This window comes from Arthrobacter globiformis NBRC 12137 (genome assembly GCF_000238915.1).
Classification (GTDB): Bacteria; Actinomycetota; Actinomycetes; order Actinomycetales; family Micrococcaceae; genus Arthrobacter; species Arthrobacter globiformis.
In genome coordinates, this window is record NZ_BAEG01000047.1 from 1 (window position 1) to 11918 (window position 11918).

An 11918-nucleotide genomic window follows, 5' to 3' on the forward strand; every position below is an offset into this window, starting at 1 on the left:
AGGAACGAAGGCTGCACAAAATTTGAAACCAGCTAAAAACACCAGGCCACACCACGGGGGTGGGCAGCCCGGCACAATCAACCAATTCATAAAAAATCGGTATCAACAAACTTGGCACACTATTGAGTTCTCAAACAACAGACACACCCGGCACCACCCAAACCAACGTTCAGGATCGCTCCGGAGCAACTTTTCAAACTTACCCGCTCGCTTCATCCGAGTCAAATCGGCGGTTTCTGTCCGGCCCAGCCTGTGGCTTCCGGATCACCTCGATCGACTCGCTCTGTGGAGCGGCGCGGAAATAAACTCTACCACTACCTCGGCGGAATGCCAACTGGGCTTACGCAACGCCAAGGAGGGCCCGGCATCCCAAGGGATTCCGGGCCCTCCTCCTAGTGAGCAACCGCCCTAGTGAAACAACCGTCTGGTGGCGGCACCGACCAACGGTCCGCCAGGACTCACATCTGCGGTCCTCCGTGACTCAGACGGGACTCAGACGAGCGGCCCGCCGGGCAAAGCAGACTTCCCCGTCTCACCCTTCGGTTCAGCACTCCTCGGTTCAACAACCCCGGGTTCAGCATCACGGGCCTCAGCAGCTCGCGATTCAACACGCCCGGTCTCAGCAGCCGTGGGCCCGGCAAAGATGGATTCAGCTTCAGTGGCTTTAGCCCTGGCCGCAGCCGCCGTGGTGATTACGTTGGCACCGGCGGGCCGGAAGTACGCGGCGCCCAGCGGCGGCAGGGTAACCGTAAGGGTTGCCGGCTGGCCGTCGATTCCTTCGTCCTCCGCGGTCAGTGTGCCGCCGTTGAGGACGCCCGATCCGCCGTATTCCGCGGAGTCGGTGTTCAGCACCTCCGTCCATGCTCCCGTGGACGGCACGCCAAGGGCGTAGTCCTTGTGCGGTCCGCCGGAGAAGTTGACGGCGCAGACCAGCGGGTTGCCCTCAGTGTCCCAGCGGACAAAGGTCAGGACGTTGCGGTCGGCGTCGGCGCCGTTGATCCATTGGAATCCGCCGGGTTCGTTGTCGCGGGCGTACAGGGCCGGCGTCGACCGGTAGAGCCCGTTGAGGTCCTTGAGCAGCATCTGGATGCCCCGGTGCGCCGGAATGTCCGCGAGCCACCAGTCGAGGCCGTGCTGTTCGGACCACTCGGCTTCCTGGCCGAATTCGGTGCCCATGAAGATCAGCTGCTTGCCCGGGTGCGCCCACTGGTAGCCGAGGAAGGCGCGGAGGTTGGCCAGCTGCTGCCAGCGGTCGCCGGGCATCTTGCGGAGCATCGAGCCCTTGCCGTGGACAACCTCATCGTGGCTGATGGGCAGCAGGAAGTTTTCGGTAAAGGCGTACACCATGGAGAACGTGACCGTGCCGTGGTGCCATTTGCGGTTGACCGGGTCTTCGGAGGCGTACTTGAGCGAGTCGTGCATCCAGCCCATGTTCCATTTGAGGCCGAAGCCGAGACCCCCCTGGCTGGTGGGCGCGGTGACGCCGGGGAACGCCGTGGATTCTTCCGCGATCATGACAGCGCCGGGGTGCGTCTTGTATACCGTGGCGTTGGCCTCCTGGAGGAAGGAGATGGCCTCCAGGTTTTCGCGGCCGCCGAAGCGGTTGGGCTGCCATTGGCCGTGCTCCCGCGAGTAGTCCAGGTACAGCATGGACGCGACGGCATCCACGCGGAGGCCGTCGATGTGGAACTCATCGAGCCAGTACAGCGCGTTGGCCACGAGGAAGTTCCGGACTTCGGTGCGGCCGAAGTCGAAGATGAGGGTGCCCCAGTCCGGGTGCTCGCCCAGGTTCGGGTCAGCGTGTTCGTAGAGCGGCTGGCCGTCAAACTGTGCCAGGGCCCAGTTGTCCTTCGGGAAGTGCGCCGGAACCCAGTCCAGGATTACCCCGATGCCCGCCTGGTGGAGGGAGTCCACCAGGAAGCGGAACTCATCGGGATGCCCGAAGCGGGACGTGGGTGCGTAGTAGGAGGTGACCTGGTAGCCCCAGGAGCCGCCGAAAGGGTGCTCGGCCACGGGCATGAACTCGACGTGGCTGAAGCCGAGCCACTTCACGTAATCGACGAGCTCCTTGGCCAGCTCGCGGTAGCTAAGCCCCAGGCGCCAGGATCCGAGGTGGACCTCGTAAACGCTCATGGGCGAGTTGTGCGGATCCCGGGCGGCGCGTTCCTTCATCCAGTCCGCGTCCTGGAACTGGTAGTGGGACTCGACAACCCGCGAAGCGGTGAGCGGGGGCACCTCGGTGCCGAAGGCCAGCGGGTCGGCTTTCTCCACCCAGTAGCCGCCCTTGGTCTTGATTTCGTACTTGTAGCAGGCGCCGGCGGGGACACCCGGGATGAACAGTTCCCAGACGCCCGAGGAGCCGAGGGACCGCAGCGAGTTTTCCCGCCCGTCCCAGGCGTTGAAGTCGCCCTTGACCCGGACCGCTTCGGCGTTCGGGGCCCACACGGCGAAGGACACGCCGTCAATGTCGCCCAGCGAGGACTTGTAGTGCTGCACGTGGGCGCCCAGCACCGTCCAGAGCTTCTCGTGGCGTCCTTCACCGATCAGGTGCAGGTCCACTTCGCCCACGGTGGGAAGGTAGCGGTACGGATCGTCCACGGTTACCGGCTCGGCGCCCTCGTACGTGACCTCAAGGCGGTAGTCCGGCACGTGGCCGTGCTGCAACGGCTCCAGTACCGCCACCCAGACGCCTTCGGCCTCATGGGTCATGGGCACGGTTCCGGCTTGGGTCACCACGTTGACGGCCTCCGCGAGGTGCTTCACGGTGCGGATGGTCACGTGACCGTAGTTGTCCAAATGGGCACCAAGCACCGAGTGCGGGGCGTGGTGTTCACCGGCCGCGACGCGTGAAAGCGTGTGCGCGTCCACGTGCAACGGTGCGTGGGGACTGTCGGTGTGTGCAGAGCCTGTCATCTTATTACCTTCCGCTGCTGCCCCGGCCGGTTCGCCGGAGCTTTTAGTGCTGAGGAGCCGTCTTGCCGCATTCACCGGGATGGCCAGCCAGCCCGGCCGGTTGCGCAGCTCGTACACGACTTCGTAGAGCGCCTTGTCCAGCCACAATGCCACAAAGAGCGGCGAATTACGGTCCACCGTTCCGGGAGTTACTTCCGCGTAGCCTGCCAGGAAGGCCTCCGTGCAGTCGTCCACCCAGGATTCCGGGACGCGGACGTCCGGCTGTTCGCGTTCGGCGGCACCGGCCGCGTAGTCAAAGGAGCGAAGCATGCCTGTCACGTCCCGGAGCGGGACGTCGGGGAAGTTGCGCTCGGAGATTGGCCGGAGCGGCTCCCCCTCGAAGTCGAGGATGGCCCACCGGTCATGGCCGCCTCCGGCGCCGGGTACCTGCAGGATCTGGCCGAGGTGCAGATCGCCGTGGATGCGCTGAAGCGCGCCGGCGGGGGTGCCTTCGAGCCGGCTGAGCAGGCTTTCCAGCGCTTCTTCGTAAGGTCCGACGGCGGGTCCCGCCTCCGCCCACGTCTGACGCACCCGCTGGGCTACTCCGGGGGCAATATCCCCGCCCGGAACCGCTTCGGCCGAAACACCCAGTGTCTCGGCGAGCCTGCGGTGGACTGTGGCCGTCGCATGGCCAAGGGCATGCGCCTCGGCCGTGAAGTCCACTCCCCCGGCCGCCGCGTCAACGGCGAGCCGCCACGCGTCCCGGCCGCCGGCCAGGAATTCGTGGGCCACTGCCAGTTCGCCCCGGGCAGGGCCCCCCGATGCGGGCTTACCCTGGGGCAGCTGCCCCTGCGGGTACCACTCGCCGGTGACCCAGCCCAGCGTGGCAGGGACCTCCGAGGTGCGGGCCGCGGACAGCGCGGCGCCAACCTCCACCTCCGGATTTCGCCCGGCCGAAAGCACACGGAAGAACTTCACGATTGCCGCGGAGTCGCCGTCGTCCACTATCACCGACGTGTTGGACTGTTCGCCGGACAGGACACGGACCGTCCCGGAGGCCTGCGGCAGGGGCTGGCCGGCACCGGAAAGGTGGCCACTGGCGGTGCCGGCGGCGTCCTCCGTTCGGATCAGGTCCAGCCACGCTGCAATGAAGGCGGGGTCGTGGACGGCGTCGTAGACCCACCGGTGCCCCATTTCGGCATCGTCGCTTTCACCGATCAGGGCCCGTTCGGCGCCCGGCAGCGGCTGGCTGCGGTAGCTGAGCGGGATCTGGACAACGTCGGTGCGGGAGACGCCGTCGGCCGTTTTGGACGCAACGGACGCGAGGAACACCTCCAGGCCGGCGCGGCGGGTGGGGTCCTCCAGGACCAGGCCGCCCACCGGCGCCAGGGTGAAGTCCGGGGACTTCACCGGGAACCACCTCTGGGCCGGCAGCCAGTCGCGGAGCAGTTGTTCGAGTGTGGGTGTCAGTGTGGTTTGGGTCATCTCATCCCTCAATCGACAGTATCGGCATCGCTTGGGTAAAGGGTGAAGCTGGGTTTGAAACCGTGGACCGCAGGCGCAGCCAGAAGAAGTCGTGGCTGCCCAGCGTCAGCGTCAGCTGTCCGTCGTCGCTGATGCCGGGGAATGGCTGGCCTCCGAAGACGTCCCGCAGGCCCCGGCCGGAAAAGTCCGGAAGCCTCAGGGTGGAGGACACCGGATGCTGGGAAAGGTTGAAGACGCACAGGATGGATTCGGCCGGTTCGCCCGCTGCATTGCCTTCCGGCAGTTCGCGGAGGTAGGCCAGCACCACCTCGTGGTCGGCCTCCACGTGCCTGAACGCCCCGAGGCCGAACGCCGGGTGGTTCTTCCGCACGCTGAGAATCTGCCGGGTCCAGCGAAGCAGCGATCCGGAATGTGCGGCCTCGGCCTCCACGTTTGCCATGGCGTAGTTGTAGACCAGCGACTGGATCACAGGGAGGTACAGCTTGCCGGGATCGGCGTTGGAGAACCCGGCGTTGCGGTCGGGGTTCCACTGCATGGGCGTGCGGACGGCGTCACGGTCCTCGAGCCAGATGTTGTCACCCATCCCGATCTCGTCCCCGTAGTACAGGAACGGGCTGCCCGGCAGGGACAGCAGCAGGGCATTGATGAGCTCGATTTCCGCCCTGGAGTTGTCCAGCAACGGCGCCAGCCGGCGCCGGATCCCGATGTTGGCCCGCATGCGCGGGTCCGGCGCGTACCAGCCGAGCATGGCGGCCCGCTCATCGGCGGTGACCATTTCTAGCGTCAGCTCGTCGTGGTTGCGAAGGAACGTTCCCCACTGTGCACCTTCCGGGATGTCCGGGGTGTCGTGCATGGTCTCGATGATGGGCGCGGCCTTCTGGTCACGCAGCGCGTAGTAGAGCCGGGGCATGATCGGGAAATGGAAGGCCATATGGCACTCCGGCTCCTCCTCTGTGCCGAAGTACTCCACCACCTCGTTGGGCGGCTGGTTGGCCTCGGCGATGATGACCCTGCCGGGATAGCTCTCGTCCACCATCTTCCGCAGCTTGCGCAGGAACTCGTGCGTTGCCGGGAGGTTTTCGCAGTTGGTCCCCTCCTCCTCGTACAGGTACGGGATGGCGTCCGCCCGGAACCCGTCGATCCCCTGGTCCAGCCAGAACCGCACGACGTCGAATACGGCGTCGATGACCTTCGGGTTCTCGAAGTTCAGGTCAGGCTGGTGGCTGAAGAACCGGTGCCAGAAGAACTGCCGCCGGATCGGGTCAAAGGTCCAGTTGGATTCCTCCGTGTCCACGAAGATGATGCGCGCGTCCTGGTATTTCTCGTCCGTGTCGCTCCACACGTAGAAGTCGCCGAAGGGGCCGTCGGGGTCCTTCCTGGACTCCTGGAACCAGGGGTGCTGGTCTGACGTGTGGTTCAGCGGGAGGTCGATGATGACCCGGACACCGCGGGCATGGGCCTCCGCGACGAGCCGTTTGAAGTCGCTGATGGTGCCGAACTCGTCCAGGACGGAGTTGTAGTCCGAGATGTCATACCCGCCGTCCCGGAGGGGTGACTGGAAAAACGGCGGCAGCCATAGGCAGTCCACGCCCAGCCATTGCAGGTAGTCCAGCTTGTCGATCAGCCCGTGGAAGTCGCCCGAGCCGTCGCCGTTGGCGTCCGCAAAGCCCCTGACCAGCACTTCATAGAACACCGCTTTCCGGTACCACAGCGGATCATGCTGCAAACCCGGAGCATTGAGCTCGAACGTGCTCTTGGGGGTGAAGTGCTGGAAGGGACTCTGCGGACTGAAACTCACTGGCGGCTACCTCCGGATGCTCAGGATGTGTGCAGGTTCAACATGTGCATCCAGCCTCACGTAGTTGTACTCCCCCCATTCCCAAGACTCGCCTGAGATCAGGTCATCCACCCAGAACCCGCCGTTCGGCGTGAGATCGGCCGGGTCCAGCCCCAGCGCTGACAGGTCCAGCGACACCATGCCTTCCCTCGCACTGTGCGGGTCCACGTTGACCACCACGATGATGGTGTCGCGCGTGCCGTCCGGGAGCGTCTTGTGCTTCGAGTAGACCACCGTGGCGTCGTCCGTGCACTGGTGCAGGGTGAGGTTCTGCAGGTCCCCCAGAGCCGGGTGCGCCCTGCGGATTTCATTGAGCCGGGTCAGGTATGGCGCGAGGGTCCGGCCGGAGGCGGCGGCAGCGTCCCAGTCCCGGGCCTTGTACTCGAACTTCTCGTTGTCGATGTACTCCTCGGCACCGGGCCGGGCAACGTGCTCGTACAGTTCGTAGCCGGCGTACACGCCCCACAGCGGGCTCGCGGTTGCCGCCAGGGCCGCCCGGATCTTGAACGCCGCCGGCCCGCCGTACTGCAGGTACTCGGTGAGGATGTCCGGGGTGTTGACGAAGAAGTTGGGCCGGAAGAAGGCAGCCGACTCGTGGCTGACGTGGTGGAAGTACTCCTCCAGCTCTTTCTTCGTGTTGCGCCACGTGAAGTAGGTGTAGGACTGCTGGAAGCCGGCCCTGCCGAGCGCGTGCATCATGGCGGGGCGGGTGAAGGCCTCGGCCAGGAAGACGACGTCGGGGTCCTTCTTGTTGACCTTGGCGATGAGCCACTCCCAGAACCACACCGGCTTGGTGTGCGGGTTGTCGACCCGGAAGATCTTGACGCCGTGGCTGACCCACAGCTGGACGATCCGCAGGATTTCCTTGGACAGGCCTTCGGGGTCGTTGTCGAAGTTGAGCGGGTAGATGTCCTGGTACTTCTTCGGCGGGTTCTCGGCGTACGCGATGCTGCCGTCCACGCGGGTGGTGAACCATTCCGGGTGCTCGGTGACCCAGGGGTGGTCCGGAGCGGCCTGGAGGGCCAGGTCGAGTGCCACTTCGAGGTTGAGTTCATTCGCCCGCGCCACAAAGGCGTCGAAGTCCTCGAAAGTTCCGAGATCGGGGTGGATGGCGTCGTGCCCGCCTTCCTTGGCGCCAATGGCCCACGGCGAACCGGGATCGTTCGGGCCGGCGATCAGGGTGTTGTTGGGGCCCTTGCGGTGCTGGATGCCAATCGGATGGATCGGCGGCATGTAGATGACGTCAAAGCCCATGCCGGCCACGGCATCCAGCCGGTTGGCGGCGGTCCGGAAGTTGCCGGATGTCCAGGCGCCCGTGCCGGGATCGCGCACCGCGCCCTCGGAGCGCGGGAAGAACTCGTACCAGGAGCCGCGGCCTGCGCGGTCGCGCTCGACGAGCAGGGGGAACGGTTCGGAGACGGTGACGAGCTCACGGATGGGCTCGCGCTCAACCACGCCGGCGACGTCCCGGCTGAAGCCGGCAGCCAGGCGGTCCTCGGGCGACAGGGAGGTGTCCGCGAGGATGGTGGCTGCGGAGCGCAGCGTATGGCGGTCCGCATCGTTCCGGGCCGGTTCCTCGGCGGCCTGGGACAGCAGCGCAGCCCCCTCCGCAAGCATCAGTTCGACGTCGATGCCCGCGTCCACCTTGACCTCGGCGTTGTGGTGCCAGGTGCCGTAGCGGTCGTGCCAGGCCTCGATGACGAAGGACCAGTTTCCGGTGGATTCAGGGGTGAGCAGCCCTTCCCAGAGGTCGGTTCCCTTGCCGCGGTCGCCCGACGGCGGCTGGAGCCGGGTCCGCTGGCGCTCGTTGCCCTTCGGGTCCAGAAGGACAGCACTGACGCCCAACTGGTCGTGGCCCTCCCGGAAGGACCTGGCGCTGACCACGATTCCTTCGCCGGGCAGCGCCTTGGCCGGGAACTTCCCCCCTTCGACAACAGGCTGAACGTCCGTGATCGGAAAACGGCCGAATCGAAGGCCTTCCGTGATCGAAACTTTCGGCTTTTGCTTTGCTGGGGCGCTGGTTCGCGTGTTTGTCGTCACAGGCTCGACGTTAGCGAGAAACGGGGCGGATTGCTAAGCCTGCGAACTTAATTAATGAAGCGATTCGTCATTTACCGGAAAGTAATCAAAAGCGGTTCCTGCCGTTCACCTAGTCGGTTAGTGTGGCGCAGGTGAAGGCAATCCGCAGATTTACAGTCCGTACCGTTCTTCCCGAGCCGATCCGGCCGCTGGCCCGGTTGGCGACCAACCTCCGCTGGTCCTGGCACCGGCCCACCCGGGAACTGTTCGAAAGCCTGAACCCGCGTGTCTGGGCCCAGTGCGGCAATGATCCGGTCAGCTTCCTGGGCCTGGTGGGCCGTGAAGACATGCACCGGCTCGCGACGGACAAGGACGTGGTGGCCAGGGTCCAGGCGGCAGCCGCGGACCTGGACCGGTACCTCACCGAACCCCGCTGGTACCAGGGCCTGGGCAGCGACGCCCCCGCCTCCATCGCCTACTTCTCCCCCGAATTCGGCATCACCGAAGTCCTGCCGCAGTATTCGGGCGGCCTCGGCATCCTCGCCGGCGACCACCTGAAGGCCGCCTCCGACCTCGGCGTGCCACTGATCGGCGTCGGCCTGCTCTACCAGGCCGGCTACTTCAAGCAGTCACTCTCCCGGGACGCCTGGCAGCAGGAGACCTACCCGGTCATCGATCCCGACGGCCTGCCCCTCACGCTGCTGCGCGAACCGGCCGCGGACGGCAACGGCAAGCCGCTGGAAATTTCCCTGCCGCTGCCCAATGGGCGGCACCTTGCGGCACACATCTGGCGTGCCGACGTCGGACGCGTCCCCCTCCTGCTCCTGGACTCCAACGTCCCCGGAAACGACGACGCCGCCCGCAGCATCACGGACCGCCTGTACGGCGGCGGCGGGGACCACCGGCTGCAGCAGGAACTGCTGCTCGGCATGGGCGGGGTCAAGGCGCTGCGCGCCTACCAGAAGCTCACCGGCACGCCCGCACCCGAGGTGTTCCACACGAATGAGGGCCATGCCGGGTTCCTCGGCATCGAACGGATCCAGGAGCTGATGGCCGGCGAACAGTCGCTCACCTTCGACGAGGCCCTCGCTGCCGGACGCTCGTCCACCGTGTTCACCACCCACACGCCGGTTCCGGCCGGCATCGACCGTTTCGAGGCAGCGCAGATCCAGCACTTCTTCGAGGCCGGGCTGGCGCCGGACGTTCCCACCTCGCGCATCCTTGACCTGGGCCGGGAGAACTTCCACGAGGGCAACCCCTTCGTGTTCAACATGGCCGTGATGGGCCTGCGCCTGGCACAGCGGGCCAACGGCGTTGCCAAGCTCCACGGCGAAGTCTCGCGCGGCATGTTCTCTGCACTGTGGCCGGGATTCGACCACTCGGAAGTGCCCATCACCTCCGTGACCAACGGCGTGCACGTCCCCACCTGGGTGGATCCCCGCATCTCGAAGCTCGCCCGGGAGCGGTTTGGGCCCGAAGCCGAGGTGATGGGCCGGTGGGACCTCGCCTACAACGTCTCCGACGCCGAAGTCTGGGCGCTCCGGCGTGAGATGCGCGTCTCGCTCGTGGAGGACGTGCGGCGACGGTTGCGGGCAGCGTGGAAGAAGCGCGGTGCGGCCGATGCCGAGCTGGCCTGGACCGATTCCGTGCTGGACCCGGATGTCCTGACCATCGGCTTCGCCCGGCGCGTGCCCACCTACAAGCGGCTGACCCTCATGCTGCGGGACCCGGAGCGCCTGAAGGCCCTGTTGCTCCACAAGGAACACCCCATCCAACTGGTCATCGCGGGCAAGTCGCACCCGGCGGACGACGCCGGCAAGAAGATGATCCAGGACCTGGTCCGCTTCACCGACGATCCCGCGGTCCGGCACCGCATCGTGTTCCTGCCGAACTACGACATCGCCATGGCCCGCACGCTGTTCCCCGGCTGCGACGTCTGGCTGAACAACCCGCTGCGGCCACTCGAAGCCTGCGGCACCTCAGGCATGAAGGCCGCGATCAACGGGTCCCTTAACCTGTCCGTCCTGGACGGCTGGTGGGATGAGATGTACGACGGCGAAAACGGCTGGGCGATCCCGACCGCCAACAACGGCGCTTCCGCCGACGAGCGGGACGACATCGAGGCCGCGGCGCTGTACGAGCTGCTCGAGACCCAGGTGGCGCCCCGCTTCTACGGCAACACCGTGTCCGAGGCGGCTGGCGCCGCCGGGCCGTCCGAGTCCGGCCACGAAAAGATCCCCACGCACTGGGTCTCCATGATCAAGCACACGCTGTCGCATCTCGGCCCGGCGGTCTCGGCCGAGCGGATGCTGCAGGACTACGTCAACGTGCTGTACCGTCCCGCCGCGGTTTCGGGACGCGAGGCGGTCGCAGGCTCCTATGCCCAGGCCAAGGCACTGGCGGCATGGGTCGCCAAGGTCCGCGCGGCCTGGCCGCAGCTGCACGTGGAGCACGTGGACTCGCTCGGCGTCTCCGAGGACCCGCAGATCGGCGACACCCTCCAGGTCCACGCCTACGTGGGACTGCACAACCTGTCTCCGCAGGACGTGGCCGTGGAGGTGGCGTACGGGCAGGCAGCCGACAGCGACGAACTGGCCAATGTGACGATGGTGGAACTGGAGGCCAAGGAGGAGCTCGGCAACGGCCGCTATCTCTTCGCCGGGTCCATTGTGATCGACCGCTCCGGATCCTTCGGCTACACCGTGAGGGTACTCCCCAAACACGACGCCCTTGCGTCCAAGGCCGAGCTGGGGCTGATCGTCAACGCGTAGTCCCCACCGTCTCCGTAGCCTCGGCCAGTTACCCCTGACGGCGTGGGCCCAGGTGGGCTACAGCAGCACTGCGATGACTGCGAGGTCCTTGCCGGCGTAGGCCTCAGCGTCCTGGAGGATCTCGCAGATGATGCCGAAGGAGCGGTCGCCGCGGAAGGCTGCGGGAACCTCCCAGATCACGGTCAGGGGCTCCGCGCCGTCATCGGAAATCGCGTCCGCGAAGTCGTGCAGTGAGTCGTTGAGCGCGTCCAGGTTCACGCCGAAGTGCTCCGGAAAGTCCAGGGCCTCGCCGAAAGCGGCGAGCACAGCCTTCTTGGAGTCGGCGGCCGGGACGAGCAGGCTGCGGCGGCCGGTGTCCACGACCTGGTCGCGGAGTTCCTCGAGGGTCCAGGTGTCGCCGGAGTAGATCTTCATGGTGCTATTTGCCTTCTGCTATGAACTTGAACGATTCGTAGTGGTCCGGGGTGTAGTACTTGTCGCCGGCCTGTCCTGCCACGATCCTGCGGGCTCCGCGGTCCGACTCGCCCGGGGTAGGAACCGTGTACTCCTTGTAGTACCCGCTGGCCTTGCGGGGCAGGATGCGTTCGAAGTTGCCGAACGTCACGCCGTCGCGGCTGTACGGGTAAGGGCCGCCCTTCCGGATCAGGGCAAGGGTCCGCCGGCCTTCGGCCGGCAGTTGGGACTCCCGGATAGCGGGCAGTCCGGACGCGTTCGGCACTCCGGTGGCCTTGCCGTCCGACGACGACGGCGCAGCGGCGGGTGCCGACGACGCATTGGCGGGTGCCGACGTCGTCGTTCCCTGCGGTCCCGCTGCGGGCGGCGTGCCGCCCGGTGGGATGAAAAGATTGAAGACCACAAGGGCAGCCACGGCAAGCCCCAGCAGCAGCGTTCCGACAGTCCAACGCCCGCGCATG

The 11918-nt window shown here is 66.2% G+C and carries 6 protein-coding genes; 1 reads left to right on the forward strand and 5 read right to left on the reverse strand.

What is annotated here, in order from left to right; genetic code table 11:
- Positions 1-492: 492 nt before the first annotated feature.
- Genes ARGLB_RS08410 through ARGLB_RS08420 form a run of 3 tightly spaced genes read right to left on the reverse strand, consistent with a single transcriptional unit; the run spans position 493 to position 8254 of the window.
- Positions 493-4377, reverse strand: a complete 3885-nt coding sequence (locus tag ARGLB_RS08410; protein ID WP_003801135.1) for a 1,4-alpha-glucan branching enzyme — start codon at positions 4375-4377, stop codon at positions 493-495.
- Between the two features lies 1 nt (position 4378).
- A complete protein-coding gene (treS, locus tag ARGLB_RS08415) occupies positions 4379-6175 on the reverse strand; it encodes a maltose alpha-D-glucosyltransferase (RefSeq protein ID WP_003801137.1) in 1797 nt (598 codons plus the stop codon).
- 6 nt (positions 6176-6181) lie between these two features.
- Positions 6182-8254, reverse strand: a complete 2073-nt coding sequence (locus tag ARGLB_RS08420; protein WP_050934315.1) for an alpha-1,4-glucan--maltose-1-phosphate maltosyltransferase — start codon at positions 8252-8254, stop codon at positions 6182-6184.
- Between the two features lie 131 nt (positions 8255-8385).
- Here ARGLB_RS08420 and glgP point away from each other — a divergent pair, with 131 nt between their 5' ends.
- A complete protein-coding gene (gene glgP / locus ARGLB_RS08425) occupies positions 8386-11004 on the forward strand; it encodes an alpha-glucan family phosphorylase (protein WP_175304978.1) in 2619 nt (872 codons plus the stop codon).
- A 57-nt stretch (positions 11005-11061) separates the two neighbouring features.
- On the opposite strand, the gene ARGLB_RS08430 is transcribed toward glgP, so the two are convergent.
- Complete coding sequence (locus ARGLB_RS08430; RefSeq protein ID WP_003801149.1) at positions 11062-11418, reverse strand: barstar family protein; 357 nt, start codon at positions 11416-11418, stop codon at positions 11062-11064.
- Positions 11419-11422: 4 nt separating this feature from the next.
- Positions 11423-11917 (reverse strand): guanyl-specific ribonuclease, encoded by a 495-nt coding sequence (locus ARGLB_RS08435; RefSeq protein ID WP_003801150.1) that lies wholly within the window; start codon positions 11915-11917, stop codon positions 11423-11425.
- Position 11918: the final 1 nt, after the last annotated feature.

What these genes read in the sequence shown, in the direction of transcription:
- ARGLB_RS08410 (WP_003801135.1), bottom strand. Translation starts at nt 4,377, where the DNA reads ATGACCCAAACCACACTGACACCCACACTCGAACAACTGCTCCGCGAC.
- ARGLB_RS08435 (WP_003801150.1), bottom strand. Translation starts at nt 11,917, where the DNA reads ATGCGCGGGCGTTGGACTGTCGGAACGCTGCTGCTGGGGCTTGCCGTG.
- ARGLB_RS08430 (WP_003801149.1), bottom strand. Translation starts at nt 11,418, where the DNA reads ATGAAGATCTACTCCGGCGACACCTGGACCCTCGAGGAACTCCGCGAC.